This window comes from Streptomyces blastmyceticus (assembly GCF_039521185.1).
In the GTDB taxonomy this organism is placed as follows: Bacteria; Actinomycetota; Actinomycetes; order Streptomycetales; family Streptomycetaceae; genus Streptomyces; species Streptomyces blastmyceticus.
The window spans coordinates 269377-286622 of the sequence record NZ_BAAABW010000008.1; the positions used below are offsets into that span (position 1 = coordinate 269377).

Below are 17246 nucleotides of genomic sequence, written 5' to 3' on the forward strand. Positions count from 1 at the left end.
CCTTCCAAGATGAACCCATCGAATTCCGCACGGAAAAGGGGAATCTGTGACCGTGCAGGGGCTTAAGGGAATCCTCTCGACCGTGGGCGGAACCCCCCTGGTCGAACTGGAAAGGCTGGCCGCCGATTTCGAATTCCGCGTCTTCGCGAAAGTCGAGCGCTTCAACCCCGGTGGCAGCATCAAGGACCGTTCGGCACTGAGCATGCTGCTGGGGCTCATCCGCTCCGGCGAACTCGTGCCGGGCCGCTCCACGGTGATCGAATCGAGCTCGGGCAACCTCGCCATCGGCATAGCCCAGATCTGCCGCTACTTCGGCCTGCGGTTCATCTGCGTCGTGGACGCCCGGACCACCGAGCAGAACCTGGCGATCCTGCGGGCCTACGGGGCCGAGGTGGAGATGATCTCCGAACCCGACCCGGCCACCGGCGAGTTCCTGCCCGGCCGGCTGCGCCGCGTCGCCGAGCTCATGGCGACCGTTCCGTACGCCTACCGGCCCGACCAGTACGCCAACCCCCGCAACCCCGAGGCGCACCTGGAGACCATGGCGGAGATCGACCGCGCCCTCGACGGGCGGGTCGACTACCTCTTCTGCGCCGCGGGCACCACGGGCACCCTCGGCGGCTGCGCCCGCTACATCCGCCGCAACGGGCTGTCCACCACGGTCGTCGCGGTGGACGCCGTCGGCAGCGCGCTGTTCGACTCCCCGGTCTCGTGCGCGCGGCTCATCCCCGGGCACGGCGCCTCGGTGGTGCCCGCGCTGCTCGACCCCACCTCCGCCGACCGGGTGGAGCACGTCACGGACCTGGAGTCGGTGGTCGGCTGCCGGCGCCTGATGCAGCGGGAGGCCATCCTCGCGGGCGGCTCCTCCGGGGCCGTCGTCGCCGCGCTGGAGCGGCTCGCGCCGGGCATCCCGGCGGGGGCGACCGTCGCGCTGGTCCTGCCGGACGGCGGCGACCGCTATCTCGACACCGTCTACTCCGACTCCTGGGTGCGCCGGAACTTCGGTGACGTCACGCATCTGTGGCAGGAGCCGACGGCGCACCCGGACCACCGCGGCACCCACCTCGACATCCTCGAAACCCTCGAAACGAAGGAGACCGTCCCTTGCTGATCATCGGCCACCGCGAGGTGCGCGACATCCTGGACGGCCAGGAGCACCGGATCATGTCGCTGGTGAGCGAGGCGTACCGGCTCCACGACGAGGGGCGCACCGCGCTCCCCCACTCGGTCTTCCTGCGCTTCCCCGACGCGCCCCGCGACCGCATCATCGGCCTGCCCGGCTACGTCGGCGGGGACGAGCCGGTCGCCGGCATGAAGTGGATCGCGAGCTTCCCCGGCAATGTGGCCCGGGGCCTGGAGCGCGCCAGCGCCGCCATCGCCCTCAACTCCACGACGGACGGCCGCCCGGAGGCCTGGGTCGAGGCGTCGCTGATCTCCGCCAAGCGCACCGCGGCCTCCGCCGCGCTCGCCGCCGGCCTGCTGGTGACCGAATCCGAGCCCCGGGGCATCGCCCTCCTCGGCTGCGGTCCCATCAACCGCGAGGTGCTGCGCTTCACCAAGGCGCGGCTGCCCTCGCTCACCGAGGTCACCGTCTTCGACCTGGACCCGGAGCGGGCCGCGGCCTTCGCCGCCGAGGCCCAGGCGATGCTCCCGGACGCCACCGTCACCGTCGCGGAGCGGGCCGAGGACGCCCTGGGCGCCCACGCGCTCGTCGCGCTCGCCACCACCGCCGGGGTGCCGCACATGGGCCTCTCGGCCTGCCGGCCGGGCGCGACCGTCCTGCACGTCTCGCTGCGCGACCTGACGGTCGAGTCCGTACTGGGCGCGCAGAACGTCGTCGACGACGCCGACCACGTCTGCCGTGAGAGCACCTCGCTCCACCTGGCCGAACAGGCCACCGGCGGCCGGGACTTCGTCGACGCGCACATCGGCGCGCTGCTGCGCGGCACCTCGGACTTCCGGCGCGACCCGGCCCGTGTCGCCGTCTTCTCGCCGTTCGGCCTGGGCGTGCTGGACCTCGCCCTCACCCGCTGGGTCCGCGACGAGGCGCGCAGCCGTGAACTGGGCGTCCTCGTCGAGGGGTTCCTGCCCGAGCCCGGCCACCAGGGCTGAATTCCCCTTCTTCCGCACCTCTTTCCGTCCCGCCTTCCCGCAGAGGAGACACCCCCATGGACAACAGCACCACGGCCGCCCCGGAGGAGCGCGCCTACCGCGTGGTCCTCAACGACGAGGAGCAGTACTCGATCTGGTGGTCCGACCGGCCGCTGCCCGCCGGCTGGCACGCCGAGGGCACCGAGGGCAGCCGCGAGGAGTGCCTGGCCCGCATCGACGAGGTCTGGAACGACATGCGGCCGCTGAGCCTGCGCCGCCGGATGGAAACCGCCGCAGGCTGACCGGCCCCGCCGTCCGGTCCCCCTCTTCTCCCCGCCCCGAGGCCGTCCGAGGCCGTCTTTCCGAAGGAGCACCCCGTGAACGCCCCGAGTCCGCTGCTGCCAGAGCTGTTCGCCGCGCAGGCGGCGCGTACCCCCGACGCGACCGCTGTCGACACGGTCGGCTCGGGCCGGGCCGGTCTCACCTACGGAGAGCTGGACCGGCGGGCGAACCGGCTGGCGCACCGGCTGCGCGCGCTCGGCGCCGGGCCCGAGAGCCTCGTGGGCGTGTGCCTGCGCCGCGGCCCCGGCCTGGTCGTCTCGCTGCTGGCCGTGTGGAAGGCGGGCGCCGCGTACGTACCGCTGGACCCGGACCACCCGGCCGACCGGCTGGCCTGGGTCCTCGACGACACCCGGGCGCCGATCGTGCTCTCCGAGCGCGACGCCGCCCCGGCCCTTCCGGAGCTCGACGGGACCCGCGTGGTGCTGCTCGACGGGAACGGCGAGGTCCGCGAGGAGGGCGACGGGAGCGGTGAGGGCGCGTGCGACGGCGCACCCGAGCTGCCGGGAGGCCCCGCCGAGGCGGCCCGGCGAGCGGCCTACGTGCTGTACACCTCCGGCTCCACCGGGCGCCCCAAGGGCGTGGTCGTGCCGCACTCGGGCATCGCCAACCGGGTGCGGTGGCTGGCCGTCAAGCACGGCCTCGGCCCGGCGGACCGGGTCCTGCAGAAGACCACGATCGGCTTCGACGCGGCCGGCCTCGAGCTGTTCTCGCCGCTGATCAGCGGCGGCACGGTCGTGCTCGCCCCGCGGGGCGCCGAGCGCGACCCGGCGGCGATGCTGCGGGCCGTGGCCGAGGGCGGGTGCACCGTCCTGCAGGCCGTGCCCTCCGTGCTGCGCGCCCTCGCGGACGCGCCCGGCTGGGAGGGCTGCGGCGCGCTCCGGCTGATCTTCAGCGCGGGCGAGCCGCTCTACGCCGAGCTGTGCCACCGGCTGCTCGCGCACGTACCGGCCGCGGAGATCTGGAACACCTACGGGCCCACGGAGTGCTCCGTGGACGTCACCGAGCACCGCTTCGACGCGGCCCAGGAGACCGGCCCGGTGCCGATCGGCCGACCCTTGGGCAATCTGCGCGCACTGGTCCTCGACGGCCGGGGCCGGCCCGTGCCGCGCGGCGTGGCGGGTGAGCTGTACGCGGGCGGAGCGGGCGTGGCCCGCGGCTACCACGGCCGCCCCGCCCTGACGGCCGAGCGCTTCGTGCCCGACCCGTACGGCGAGCCGGGCGCGCGGCTGTACCGCACCGGCGACCGGGTCCGGTGGCGCTCCGACGACACCCTCGAGTACCTCGGCCGCCTGGACCACCAGGTCAAGGTCAACGGCGTGCGCATCGAGCCCGGCGAGGTCGAGGCCGCGCTGACCGCGCACCCGCGGACGGCCGCGGCCGTCGTCGCGGCCGTGCCCGACGGCCGGGGCGGGCACCGCCTCGTCGCCTGGGTGCAGACCCGCGGCACGGCGCCGCACCCGCACGAGCTGCGCGCCTTCCTCCGCCGCACGCTGCCCGACCCGCTCGTGCCGGCCGTGTTCGTCCCCGTCGACACGTTCCCGCTGACCGCCAACGGGAAGATCGACCGCGCGGCCCTGCCCCACCCGGGGACCGGGGCCGGATCCGACGCGCCCCCGGTGCCGCCGCGCACGGCCGAGGAGCACGCGGTGGCCGCCATGTGGGCGGCCCTGCTCGACCTGCCCGCCGGCGCCGTCGGCGCCCACGACGACTTCTTCCAGCGCGGCGGCTCCTCCCTCCTGCTCACCCGGCTCGCCGACCGGCTGACCTCGCACGCCGCGCGGCGGATCGACCTGCGCGAGCTGTTCACCGCCACCACTGTGGCGGCCCAGGCGGCCCTGCTCGCGGGCGGGGACGGCGCGGCCCCCGGCACCGGCGACGACGACGGCGCCGTGGTGCCCGTGCCGCGGGGCGAGGGCCTGCCGCTGGCACCCGGCCAGCAGGGCCTGTGGCTCCTGGAGCAGATGCGCCCGGGCAGCCCCGACTGGACGGCCCCGCTGTGGATCCGGCTGCCCGAGGGCTGGACCGGGGAGACCGTACGCACGGCGCTGGAGCACCTCGCCGGCCGGCACGAGATCCTCCGCACCCGCTACGAGCCGCGCCCCGAAGGCCCCGTGCAGATCGTGGACGGGCCCGGCACCCCCGTGGAACTGCGGGTCGCCGCAGTGACGGACGCCGAGGACCGGCGGAAGCTGCTCGCCGAGGAGCTCGGCCGGGGCTTCGACCTGCGGCACGGCCCGGTGTGGCGGGCGCTGCTGATCGAGGAGGCCGACGGCGGCCGCGTGCTCGTCCTGTGCGTCCATCACATCGCCTGCGACGGCTGGACGTCGGTCGTCCTGGAGCGCGACCTGCTCGCCCTGGGCGAGTCCGTCCGCACCGGCGTCCCGGCCCGGCTGCCCAAGCTGCCCGTGCAGTACGCCGACCACGCCGCCTGGCAGCACCGCCGCCTCGACGCCGCCCGGCTCGGCCGCGAACTCGCGCACTGGCGGGCCGAGCTGGACGGCTGCGCCCCGCTGGAGCTGCCCACCGACCGGCCGCGCCCGAGGGAGCGCGACGGCCGGGGTGCCGTCCGCACCTTCACCGTGCCCGCGGGCCTGGTCGAGCGGGTCGAGGAGCTGGGGCACGGCTCGGGGGCCACGCTGCACCAGACGCTGCTCGCCGCGTTCGCCGCGCTGCTCGGCCGCCTCACCGGCCGCGCCGACCTGGCCGTCGGCATCCCCGTCGCCGGCCGGCACCGCCCCGAGGTCGACCACGTCGCCGGCTTCTTCCTCAACACCCTGGTGGCACGCTGCAAGGTGGCCGGGGAGGACACCGTGCGGGACGCGATCGCCTCCGTGCGGGACACCGTCCGGGACGCCTTCGCCCACCAGGAGCTGCCCTTCGACCACTTGGTGCGGGAGCTGGCCCCGGAGCGCGACCTGTCCCGTACCCCGCTCTACCAGGTGATGTTCGACTTCCACGAGGAGGGCCGCACCGGCACCGCCCTCTCGGGCGCCGACCTCGCCGCCTTCCGCGACGCCTGGCAGTCGGCCCGTACCGATCTCACGTTCATGGTGCAGCGGCAGTCCGACGGCAGCCTGCTCGGCATGGCCGAGTACGCCACCGCGCTGTTCGACGCCACCACCGTGGACCGGCTCGCCGCCTGCTGGACCCGGCTCCTGGAGTCCTTCGTGGACGGCCCGGCGCAGCGGCTGGCCGAGGCCGAGCTGCTGCCCGCGGCCGAGCGCGACCGGCTGCTCGCACTCGGCGCGGCACCCGGCGCGGCCGAGGAGGCCGGGGGGCACGTCCACGGCGCCGTGGCGGACTCGGTGCGCCGCGCCCCGGACGCGACCGCCGTGGTCTGCGGCGACGAGGCGTGGACGTACGGGCGGCTGTGGGAGCGCGCCGGGCTGTTCGCCCAGCGGCTGCTCGACCTGGGCGCGGCACCGGAGTCCACGGTGGCGGTGCTGCTGCCGCGCACCCCCGATCTCCTCGCCTGCCTGCTCGGCGTGTGGCGGGCCGGCGCCGGCTACGTACCGCTGGACGCGGCCGCGCCCGACGAGCGCCTCGCCCACATCCTGGCCGACTCCGGGGCCCGCGTCCTGGTCTCGGACGCCGACGGCCTCGACCGGCTCGCCGGCGTCCACCGGGGCCTCGCGCTCGCCGTCGACACCGACCCGGTGCTGACCGGCCGGACCCCGGCGCCGCGCACCGGCCTCCCGGACGGCGACGGCGCCCCCGACCCGGCCCGCCTCGCCTATGTGCTCTACACCTCGGGCTCCACCGGCCGGCCCAAGGGCGTCGCCGTCGAACACCGCACGCTGCTGCGGATGCTGCGGGCCTCCCGCGACCACCTGGACTTCGGCCGCGGCCCGGACGACGCCTGGCTCGCGCTGGCCCAGCCCACCTTCGACATCTCCTTCACCGAGCTGCTGATGCCGCTCGTCGCCGGGGGCCGTGTGGTGCTGGCCCGGGAGGCCGAGACCGCCGACCACACGGCGCAGCTCGGCCTGATCGACCGGCACGGCGTCACCCACCTGCAGGTCGCGCCCGCCCACTGGCGCATGCTGATCGACGCGGGGCTCGGCACCCGGCCGCTGCTGACCGGGCAGACCGGTGGCGAGCCCTGCCCGCCCGCGCTCGCCCGGGACCTCGCCGGCCGCCTGAAGCGGTTCGTCAACGAGTACGGCCTGACCGAGACCACCATCGCCGCCACCCGCTGGGACGCGGACACGGCGGCGACCGCGGTGCCCATCGGCCTGCCCTACCCGCACGCCACGGCCCGCGTCCTCGACCCGTACCTGCGCCCGGTGCCCGCCGGTGTCACCGGGGAACTGTGCGTGGGCGGCGGCTGCCTGGCCCGCGGCTACCACGGCCGCCCCGCCCTGACCGCCGAGCGCTTCGTGCCCGACCCGTACGGACCGCCCGGGTCCCGCCTGTACCGCACGGGCGACCTGGCCCGGGTGCTGTCCGACGGCACGCTCGTCTTCGCGGGCCGCGCCGACGGCCAGGTGAAGATCCGCGGCCGCCGGGTGGAGACCGACGAGGTACGCGCCGTGCTCGTCGAGCACCCCGGCGTCGGCGAGGCGGTGGTGAGCGTCCACGGCACCGGCGACGACGCCCGCCTGATCGCCTACTGCGTCCCGGCGGCCGCTTCCCTGCCCGCGCAGGACGAACTCCTCACGCACTGCGCCCGGTTCCTGCCCGAGCACATGCTGCCCGCCCTCGTCGTGCCGCTCGACCGGGTGCCGCTGACCCGGCACAACAAGGTCGACACCGCCGCGCTGCCCGCCCCCGACCTGTCCTCGGTCGCCGACGGCGCGCCCTTCACCGCGCCCGACGGGCCGCTGGAGGAGACGATCGCGGAGATCTGGCGCGAGGTCCTCACCGGGCCGGACGGCCGCGCCCCGCGCGTCGGCGCCCACAACGGCTTCTTCCGCCTCGGCGGGGACTCCGTGCGCGCCGCCCGGGTCGTCGCCCGGATCCAGGAGGAGTTCGACGTCGCGCTCGGGCTGCGCACCCTCTTCGAGCAACCCACCGTCGCCGCACTGGCCGAGGCCGTCGAAGCGGCCGTACGCGCCGAGCTCGCGTCACTGACCGAGGCCGAACTGGCCGCCGCCCACAGGGAGTACCAGCCGTGACCACATCCGTCCCCACCGGCCGGGACACCGCCGCGGCCACCGCACTGCGCGAGGAACTGCTCCGCCGCCGTCTGGCGGGCGCGGACCGGCGCACCCGCCGGGCCGTCCCCCGGGTGTCCCGCGACGAGCCGCTCGCCCTGTCCGCCGGCCAGCGCGCGCTGTGGTTCCTGCACCAGCTCGACCCGGCGAGCCCCGCGTACCTGCTGCCGCTCGCGTACCGGCTGCGCGGCCCCCTGGACACCGACGCCCTGCGGCGGGCGTTCGACCGGCTCGCCGGGCGCCACGAGATCCTGCGCACCCGGTACGTGCTCGACGGCGCGGAGCCCCGGCAGATCGTCGACGCGCCCTCCCCCGTGGACCTTTCGCTCGTGGAGCGGGACGGGCTGCCGGCCGACCGGCGCGCGGCGGAGGCCGGGCGCTTCCTCGCCCACGAGGTCACGGTCCCCTTCGACCTCGCCGGCCGGGCGCCGCTGCGGGTGCGCCTGGTCCGCTTCGCCGCCGACGACCACCTCCTCGTCGTCGTGCTCCACCACATCGCGTGCGACGCCCTCACCCGTCCGCTGCTGCTCACCGAGCTGAGCGAGCTGCACCGCGCCGAGGCCGCGGGCCGTGCCCCCGCGCTGGAGCCGGTGGCCACGCAGTACGCGGACTACGCGGCCTGGCTCAACGAGCAGCAGGACGGCCCCGGCACCCGCGCCGACCTCGACTGGTGGCAGGAGCGGCTGTCCGGACTCACCGCGCTCGACCTGCCCACCGACCGGCCGCGGCCCGCGGTGCGCTCCTGGGAGGGCGCCGTCGAACGGTTCACCGTGGACGCCGGCGTCGCGGGCCGGCTGCGCGACTGGGCCGCCGGGAGGGGCGCCTCCCTGTTCATGGTGACCCTCACCGCCTTCCAGGCCCTGCTGTCCCGCTACACCGGGAGCACCGACATCGCCGTGGGCACGGCCGTGTCCGCCCGCACCCGCCCCGAACTGCGGGACATGGCGGGCTACGCCTTCAACAGCCTTGTCCTGCGGCTGCGCTGGGAGGGCGAGCCCACCTTCGCGCGGCTCGTCGAGGAGAGCCGTGAGAGCGTCCTCGCCGCCTTCGACCACCAGTCCGCGCCCTTCGACCGGCTCGCCGACGCCCTGGAGCCGGAGCGCGACCTGTCCACGACGCCGGTCTTCCAGGTCATGTTCGACCTCGCCCGGGCGGACGACGCCTCCGCGCTCGACCTGCCGGGCGTCGACGCGACCCCCGTCGAACCGGCCTACGGCATCTCCCGCTTCGACCTCACCGTCCACCTGGAGGAGCGTGCCGACGGCTCCCTCGACGGCTCGCTGGAGTACGCCACCGCGCTCTTCGACGCCGCGACGGCCCGGCGCATCGCCGGGCACTACACCCGGCTGCTCGCCGCGGCCGCGGCCGATCCCACGGCCCGCGTCCACGACCTGGACATCCTCGGCGAGGACGAGCGGTCCCTGCTGATGGACGGCCCGGCCGTCCCCGTCGGCACCAAGACCCCGCTCGACCCGGCCGCCCTGCGGCCGGTCCACGAGGTCATCACCGCCCAGGCCGCGCGGACCCCCGACGCCGTCGCCGTCGTGCACGGCGCCCGGCGCGTCACCTACTCCGAACTCGACGCCCTGGCCGACCGCGTGGGCGCCCGCCTGCGCGCCCTCGGCGCGGGCCCCGAGGACACCGTCGGCGTCCTCCTGGACCGCAGCCCCGAGATGGTGGCCACGCTGCTGGGCATCTGGCGCTCGGGCGCCGCGTACGTACCGCTCGACCCCGGATACCCCGACGAGCGCATGGAGTTCATGCTCGCCGACACCGGCACCTCCCTCGTGGTCACCGAGCAGCGCCACGCCGGCCGCCTCGCCGCCGCAGCGGCCCGGCTCGTCGTGCTCGACGACGCGGCCGAGCGGGAAGCGCTGCGCGCCTGCCCGGCGGGACCGCTCGCCCCGCCGCCCGGCGGCCACGACCTCGACCACCTCGCGTACGTCATCTACACCTCCGGCTCCACCGGCCGCCCCAAGGGCGTCCTGATCTCCCACCGGGGGCTCGCCAACTACCTCGGCTGGACCGTCGACGCCTACGCCGGCGCGGGCACCGGGGGCGCGCCGCTGTTCTCCTCCGTCGCCTTCGACCTCGGCGTGCCCGACCTGTACACGCCGCTGATGACCGGGCAGCCCGTCCACCTCGTCGACCAGGACACCGACGTCACCGAGCTCGGCCGCGTCCTGGCGGAGGGCGCGCCCTACGCCTTCGTCAAGCTCACCCCCGGCCATCTGGACCTGCTGACGCGGCAGTTGAACGACGAGCAGATCGCGGGCCTGGCCGGGCTGGTGATCGCCGCAGGCGACTCCTTCACCGGTCGCCTCGCCGACCGGTGGGCGCGCGCCGCGGGCCCGGACGGCACGCGGCTGGCCGCCGAGTACGGTCCCACGGAGATCACCGTGGGCAACTCCGCGTACTTCGTCGACGGCCCGCAGGACGCCGAGCTGGTCTCCATCGGCCGCGCGATCCCCCACACCACCATGCGCGTCCTGGACGAGGAGCTGCGGCCCCTGCCGGTCGGCGCGGTCGGCGAGGTGTACATCGGCGGCATCGGGCTCGCGCGCGGCTACGCGCGCAGGCCCGGCCAGACCGCCGAGAAGTTCCTGCCCGACCCCTACGGCGCGCCCGGGTCCCGGCTCTACCGCACCGGCGACCTCGCCCGCGTCCTGCCGGACGGCAACCTCGACTTCGTCTCCCGCGCCGACCACCAGGTCAAGCTGCGCGGCTACCGCATCGAGCCGGGCGAGATCGAGACCGCCCTGACCGCCTCCCCGGCCGTCGGCGAGGCCGTCGCCCTCGTCCGCGAGGACACCCCGGGCGACAGGCGGCTCGTCGCCTACGTCGTGCCCGCGCCCGGCGCGGGCTCCGCCGATCTGGCCCCGGCCGGGCTGCGGGAGGCCCTCGGCGAGGTGCTCCCCGCCTACATGGTCCCGGCCGCGTTCGTCACCCTCGCCGCCCTGCCGCTGACCGCCAACGGCAAGCTCGACCGCAAGGCGCTGCCCGCCCCGGAGCGCGACGCCACCGCCGTCGGCGAGCACGTCGCCCCGCGCACCGACGGCGAGCGCGCCATGGCCGCCGTGTGGGCCGAGGTACTCGGCCTCGACGCGGTCGGCGTCCACGACAACTTCTTCGACCTCGGCGGCGACTCGCTGCGCGCGGTGGCCCTGGTCGGCGCGCTGCGCGAGGCCGGCCAGGCCGTCGCGGTGCGCGACGTCTTCGAGCACCGCACCGTGGCCGGGCTCCGCGCCGCCCTGGACAGCGGCGCCGTCGACGGTCCCGAACAGCTGCGGCCGGTCGAGCCGTTCGCGATGGTCACCGCCGAGGAGCGGGCGGCGCTGCCCGCCGACGCCGTCGACGCGTACCCCGTCTCCCGCATCCAGGCGGGCATGTTCCTGGAGATGTTCGGCGGCAGCGGCCAGAACCGCTACCACAACATCACCTCCTTCCGGATCCGCGACGACCGCCCGTTCGACCCCGAGGCGTTCCGGCGGGCCGCCGACATGGTCGTCGCCCGCCACGAGGTCATGCGGACCTCGTTCGCGCTGTCCGCCCCGGGCGGCGGCGCCCGGCCGCTCCAGATCGTGCACGCCGCCGCGACGATGCCCTGCCTCCACGAGGACCTGCGGCACCTGCCGGCGGGCGAACGCGAGGCTGCGCTGTGGGAGTTCGCCGACCGCGACCGCGAGGAGCTCTTCGACATCACGGCGCCGCCGCTGATGCGCATGGCCACCCACACCCTGGACGACGAGAGCTGGTGGCTGTCGATCACCGAGTGCCACCCGATCATCGAGGGGTGGAGCTACCACTCCCAGCTGATGGAGATGCTCCGCGCCTACCGCCGGCTGCGCGACGGCCTGGACCCCGAGCCCGCGCCGCCCGCTCCCGCCGTCCGCTACGCCGACTTCATCGCCGCCGAACTGCGCTCCCTCGACGCGGAGGAGGACCGCGGGTACTGGCGCGAACTGGTCGACGGGCACGAGAAGTTCCGCATCCCCCAGGGCTGGACCGGCGCCCCGGACGCGCCCGACGAGCGCTACCGCATCGACGTGCCCTTGCACGAGCTGGAGCCCGGTCTGCGCTCCCTGGCCTCCGCCACGGGCGTCCCGTACAAGAGCGTCCTGCACGCCGCGCACAACAAGGTGCTCACGCTCCTCACCCGGCAGGGGAGGTTCCGCGGCGGCATGGTCGCCGACGCCCGCCCCGAGGCACGCGGCGCCGAGACCGTCTCCGGCATGTACCTCAACTCGGTGCCCTTCCCGTACGAGCGCACCGCCCGGACCTGGGGCGAGCTCGCGCGGCAGGTCTTCGACGCCGAGGTGTCGCTGTGGCCGCACCGCCGCTTCCCCATGCCGGCGATGCGCCGCCCCGGCGGCGAGAGCCACCTCATCGACGTCCTCTTCCACTACCTGGACTTCCACCAGATCGACACCGAGATCGTCGACGTCATGGCCAGCCGTGACGACAGCCCCAACGAGTTCCCGCTCGTCGTCGGCACTCCGCTGCGCGGCTTCCTGAGCATCGCCTCGGACACGCGCACCCTGCGCCGCGACGCCGCCGAGCGGCTCTCCCGCCTCTACCGGGCCGTCCTCGCGGACATGGCCGCCACGGGTCCGGACGGCGACGCCCGCCGCGGCTACCCGGAGGAGGACGAGCGCCACGACGGCCCGGCGGTCGCTCCCGGCCCCGACGCCCTGGCCCTGTTCGAGGCGCAGGCGGCCCGCACCCCGGACGCCGTCGCCCTCACCTCGGGCGGCCGGCGCCTGACGTACGCCGAGCTGGACGCGGACGCCAACCGCCTGGCCCGCCGCCTGCGGGCGCTCGGGGCCACGGCCGAGGAGCGCGTCGGCGTGCTGGTCGACCGCGGCCCGGCCCTCGTGACCGCGCTGCTCGCCGTCTGGAAGTCCGGCGCCGCCCATGTGCCGTTCGACCCGTGCGTACCGGACGCCCGCCTGCACACGCTGCTCACCGACGCCGGCTGCCGCCTGGTCGTCACCGAGACCGGCCACGCGGACCGGACCGGGGCGTGGACGTCCCTGGTCGTGGACGACCCGCGGGAGACGGCGGCGCTGCGGGCGGAACTCCCCGAGCCGCCGGTGCGCGACGCGGCGGGCCGGGACGGCGCGCGCCTCGCCTACATCCTGCACACCTCCGGCTCCACCGGCACCCCCAAGGGCGTGGCCGTCTCCCACGAGGCGCTCGCCCACTACCTGGGCTGGGCCGTGGACACCTACCTCACCGGAGCCCCCGGCGGCGCGCCCTTCTTCACCTCGGTCGGCGCCGACCTGGGCGTCCCCGCCCTGTTCGGCCCGCTGCTGACCGGCCGGACCGTGCACCTGCTGCCGCAGCGCTTCGCCCCGGACGAGCTGGGCGGGCTGCTCACCGAGCACGCCCCGCACGCCTTCGTCGGCCTCACTCCGGGACACCTCGCCCTGCTGGAGCGGCAGTTGACGGACGAGGAGCTCGGCGGCCTGGCGGACCTGCTGGTCTGCGCCGGCGACGCCTACCCCGGCGGCCAGGCCGACCGGGTGGCCGACCGCGTCGCGGCCGCCGGCGGACGCCTGCGGCTCGCGGCGGAGTACGGGCCGACGGAGGCCACCGTGGCCGCCGCCGCCCACCGCGTCACCGGCCCCGCGACCCGCCCCCTCGTCCCGCTGGGCCGCGCCCTGCCCGGCACCGTGCTGCGGATCCTGGACGAGCACCTGGCCCCGGTCCCCGACGGTGCCGTCGGGGAGGTGCACATCGGCGGCGCGGGCCTGGCCCGCGGCTACGCCGGACGGCCCGCCACCACGGCCGCGCACTTCGTGCCCGACCCGTACGGCGCACCGGGCAGCCGCCTGTACCGCACCGGCGACCTGGCACGCGTCCTGCCCGTCGGCGAGCTGGAGTTCGCGGGCCGTGCCGACCGGCAGCTCAAGGTGCGGGGCCACCGGGTGGAGCCCGCCGAGGCCGAGGCCGCGCTCACGGCCGACCCGCGCGTCCGCGACGCCCTGGTCGCCGCCCTGCCCGGCCCGTCCGGCGAGCCCAGGCTGACCGCCTGGATCGTGCCCGCAGACGGCCACGGCGGCGACATCCCCGCCGCCGGACTCCGCGACCGGCTGCGGTCGCTGCTCCCGGCGGGCACCGTCCCGGTGTCGTACCGCGTGGTCGACGCCCTGCCGCTCACGGAGAGCGGCAAGCGCGACCCGGCCGCGCTCGCCACGGCCGAGCGCGGGGACACGGCCGTCACCGCCCCGTACACCGCGCCGCGCACCGCCCGCGAGGGCCTGCTGGCACAGGTGTGGCAGGACGTCCTCGGCGTCGCCCGGGTCGGCGTCCACGACCACTTCCGCGACCTGGGCGGCGACTCCCTGCTGGTGCTGCCCGTCCTGGCCGGCGCCCACCGGGCCGGTCTCCCGCTCGACCTCGCGACCGCCCTGCGGCACCCGACGGTCGCCGCGCTCGCCGCCGCACTCGACACCCCTACCGAAGGCTGAACCCCATGAACCGGCACACACCGGCGCGCCACCTGATCTCCCTCGACGACCTCACCGACGACGACCTGCGCCATCTCGTGCGGCGCGGCGCCGAGTTCTCCGCCGGGGAGGCGAGCGCCGACCGCCCGCTGGACGGGCTCGTCGCGGGCGTCTACTTCGCCAAGACCTCCACCCGCACGCGCACCGCGTTCTCGTCGGGCGCGCTCCGGCTCGGCGCGTCGCTCGTCGCCTACGGGCCCGGCGACCTCCAGCTGAACACCGGCGAGACCAGCGAGGACACCGGGCGGGTGCTCTCGCGGATGCTGGACGTCCTGGTGGCCCGCACGGCGGGCGACCCCGAGGAGATGCGGGCCTGGGCGTCCCAGCAACGCATGGCCGTCGTCAACGCGATGAGCGCCGAGGAGCACCCCACCCAGGCGCTCACCGATCTGACCACGCTCGTACGGCACTTCGGCCGCGTCGACGGCCTGCGGATCCTGTACGTCGGCGAGGGCAACAACACGGCCGCGGCGCTGGCGCTGGCGCTCACCCGCTTCCCCGGCGTGGAGTTCGAGCTGCGGACCCCTGCGGGCTACGGGCTCGCCGCGCCGGTCGCGGAGCGGGCCCGGCGGCAGGCGGCCCGCACGGGCGCGGTCCTGCGGGAGCGGCACGACATGGCGGAGCTGCCCGGCGGCTTCGACGTCGTCTACACCACGCGCTGGCAGACCACGGGCACGGCGAAGCCCGACGCGAACTGGCGGGAGATCTTCGCGCCGTTCCAGGTGACGGCGGCTCTGTGGGAGCACAGCCCGGAGGCCGTGTTCATGCACGACCTGCCCGCCCACCGGGGCGAGGAGGTCACGGCCGAGGTCCTGGACGGGCCGCGCAGCATCGCCTTCGACCAGGCCGAGAACAAGATGCACAGCGCGATGGCCGTCCTGGAGTGGTGCCGTCCCACCGCGTCGGCGGCCCGGTCCTGCGCATGAGTCCCGTCGGGCCCACGGCGGTGGAACCGTCCCGCGGCGGCCGGGACTTCGGCCTGCTGTGGGGCGGCGCCGGGCTCGCCGTGCTGGGCGGCCGGGCCACGGCCTTCGCCTACCCCCTGGTCGTGCTGTGGGCCACCGACTCGTCCGGCGCGGCCGGTCTGGTCGGCTTCGCCCTGCTGCTGCCGCACCTGCTGGTGCAGCTGCCGGGCGGGGCCCTGGTGGACCGGGTCGACCGCCGCAGGCTGATGACGGCGTGCGGGCTCGGCTCGGCCCTGGTGGCGGCGGGGGCCGCGGCGGCCCTGCTGTCGGGGGCCGTCTGGCTGCCGCACCTGCTGGTGTCCGCCTTCCTGGAGGGCGTCTTCACCGTGCTGTACCAGCTGGCCGAACGGTCCGCGGTCCCGGCGCTGGTGCCGCCGGACCGGCTCCCCGTGGCACTGACCCGCAACGAGGCCCGTACCCGCGCCGCCTCGGTGCTCGGGCAGCCCGCCGGAAGCGCCCTGGCCGGTCTCGGGGCCGGTTTCCCCTTCGTGTTCGCGCTGGTCGCGCACCTCGGGTCGGTGGTCTTCCTGGCCCGGATCCGCGGGCCGCTGCGGTCGCCGGCGGACGGGGCCGCCCCCGCGGCCCCCGCGTCGCCCCGGGCGCTCGCCCGCGAGGTCGGGGAGGGCCTCGCCTGGCTCTGGGGACAGCCGTTCCTTCGGTCCGTGATGGTGGCCGTCGCCGTCAGCAACGTCCTCTTCCAGGGGCTGAACCTCGCGGTGATGGCCGCGGTCAAGGACGCCGGCGGAGCCGTCGCGACCGTCGGCGCGATCACCGCCATGAGCGGGGTGGGCGGCCTGGTGGGCTCGCTGTGCGGCGCGTGGTGGATGCGCCGGTACGGGATGCGCGCGCTGGTCGTCGGCGGGCTGGCGGCGTGGACCGCCCTGATGCTGCCGGTGGCCGGGACGCGCGACGCCGTCGCGCTGGGCGCCCTGTTCGCGGGCAGCGGCTATGTGGGCGGCGTGTTCAACGTCGTGGTCGGCGTCCACCTGACCCGAGCGGCCCCCGATCATCTGCGCGGACGGGCCAACAGCGTGGCGATGCTGGTGAGTTCGGGCGCGATGGCGATGGGCCCGCCCGCGGCCGGCTTCCTCCTGGCGGCGGTGGGTCCGGCCCGCACGATCCTGGCGCTGGGTGCCGCCATGGGGGTGACCTCGGCCGCCACCGCACTGTCGCGCGCGCTGCGCATCGAGGAGCCAATCCCCGCGCGACCGAAGGGAGTAGAGGCCCGGTCCACCTCCTGATACCTGGAATATGGATCATTTATAGAACGCGGCGGGAGAGTCAAGACACCGACGGTGGACCGGAGTTGCATCGCACCAGGGCCCCGGTTCCGCCCGACCTCCCAACGCAAGGAGAGATCCAGGTGTCACCCGAATCCATGGACAGGCGCGCGGTCCTGCGCACGGCGCTCGGCGCCGGCGCGGCACTGGGCGCCGTCGGCCTCACCGCCGGCGCGGCCCGGGCCGCGACCCCCGGCACCACCCCGGCGGGCGCCGGCGAGCCGGGCGTCCCGGACTTCTCGCCGGTCCCCGGGATGCAGGGCGACCGCCGTGCCAATGAGTTCTGGTACCAGTACGACCAGAAGTTCTACGTCCAGCCGACCCCCGAGACCGGCCAGGCCATCGGCAAGATCGTCGGCCCCATGGGCGGCTTCCAGGCGATCTGGGACGTCTGGCTGCAGCACTACAAGGGCGGCGCCTACCCGCAGAGCTTCATCGATCTGGTCGCCCCCTCGCGCGACTCCCTCGTCCTGCTCTCGCGCGAGCAGCGCGGTGTCTACGACACGTACTTCGCGGGCCGCCCCGACGATCTCGTCCTGGCCTTCCAGGAGTTCGGGCAGGGCACGCTCTACGACCCGCGCCCGACCGCCGGCAACCGCATCCACATGATGAACTTCACGCCGCCGGACCCGACGCACTCCTACCACCGCTGGCACATGTTCCTGCGGGCGTTCGCCCTCCTGGGCATCGACGGGGACTGGTGGACGCACATCCACCGCCTCGCGGGCCTCGGCTGGGAGCTGCACTCGATCGCCAAGCCGCGCATCGACGCGACCGACAACCCGCACCTGTCCAAGGCGCTCGTCGACCGCCTCACCAAGAAGTGGCTGAAGCGCTCGCCGGCGGAGATCGACCAGGCGTTCTCCGTCTTCCCGTACCCCGTGGACATGGGGCGCTGAC

Annotated in this window: 8 protein-coding genes; all 8 read left to right on the plus strand. The window is 75.6% G+C overall.

All coding sequences use genetic code 11. The features are described from left to right. Positions 1-82: 82 nt before the first annotated feature. The gene (sbnA, locus tag ABD269_RS07470) at positions 83-1111 is read left to right on the plus strand and encodes a 2,3-diaminopropionate biosynthesis protein SbnA (protein WP_344117044.1); all 1029 of its coding nucleotides are present in this window, start codon (positions 83-85) and stop codon (positions 1109-1111) included. Further along, positions 1105-2112 carry a 2,3-diaminopropionate biosynthesis protein SbnB gene (sbnB, locus tag ABD269_RS07475; RefSeq protein ID WP_344117045.1) on the plus strand — a complete coding sequence of 336 codons (1008 nt, stop codon included), beginning with the start codon at positions 1105-1107 and terminating at the stop codon, positions 2110-2112. The genes sbnA and sbnB overlap by 7 nt, the downstream gene beginning before the upstream one ends. Positions 2113-2168: 56 nt before the next feature. After that, on the plus strand, positions 2169-2393 hold the full coding sequence (locus ABD269_RS07480) for an MbtH family protein (RefSeq protein ID WP_301886818.1): 225 nt from the start codon (positions 2169-2171) through the stop codon (positions 2391-2393). A gap of 75 nt (positions 2394-2468) precedes the next feature. Continuing rightward, positions 2469-7550, plus strand: a complete 5082-nt coding sequence (locus tag ABD269_RS07485) for an amino acid adenylation domain-containing protein (protein WP_344117046.1) — start codon at positions 2469-2471, stop codon at positions 7548-7550. After that, entirely contained in the window at positions 7547-14062 is a 6516-nt protein-coding gene (locus tag ABD269_RS07490; RefSeq protein WP_344117047.1) for an amino acid adenylation domain-containing protein, read from the plus strand. Before ABD269_RS07485 ends, ABD269_RS07490 begins: the two co-directional genes overlap by 4 nt. Before the next feature lie 5 nt (positions 14063-14067). After that, on the plus strand, positions 14068-15027 hold the full coding sequence (locus ABD269_RS07495; protein WP_344117048.1) for an ornithine carbamoyltransferase: 960 nt from the start codon (positions 14068-14070) through the stop codon (positions 15025-15027). Then, positions 15024-16307 (plus strand): MFS transporter, encoded by a 1284-nt coding sequence (locus tag ABD269_RS07500; protein ID WP_344117049.1) that lies wholly within the window; start codon positions 15024-15026, stop codon positions 16305-16307. The genes ABD269_RS07495 and ABD269_RS07500 overlap by 4 nt, the downstream gene beginning before the upstream one ends. Positions 16308-16429: 122 nt before the next feature. After that, entirely contained in the window at positions 16430-17245 is an 816-nt protein-coding gene (locus ABD269_RS07505; protein ID WP_344117050.1) for a Tat pathway signal sequence domain protein, read from the plus strand. Position 17246: the final 1 nt, after the last annotated feature.

Excerpts from the sequence above, each read along its gene's own strand:
- ABD269_RS07500 (WP_344117049.1), top strand. The coding sequence starts at position 15,024 with ATGAGTCCCGTCGGGCCCACGGCGGTGGAACCGTCCCGCGGCGGCCGG.
- ABD269_RS07480 (WP_301886818.1), top strand. The coding sequence starts at position 2,169 with ATGGACAACAGCACCACGGCCGCCCCGGAGGAGCGCGCCTACCGCGTG.
- ABD269_RS07495 (WP_344117048.1), top strand. The coding sequence starts at position 14,068 with ATGAACCGGCACACACCGGCGCGCCACCTGATCTCCCTCGACGACCTC.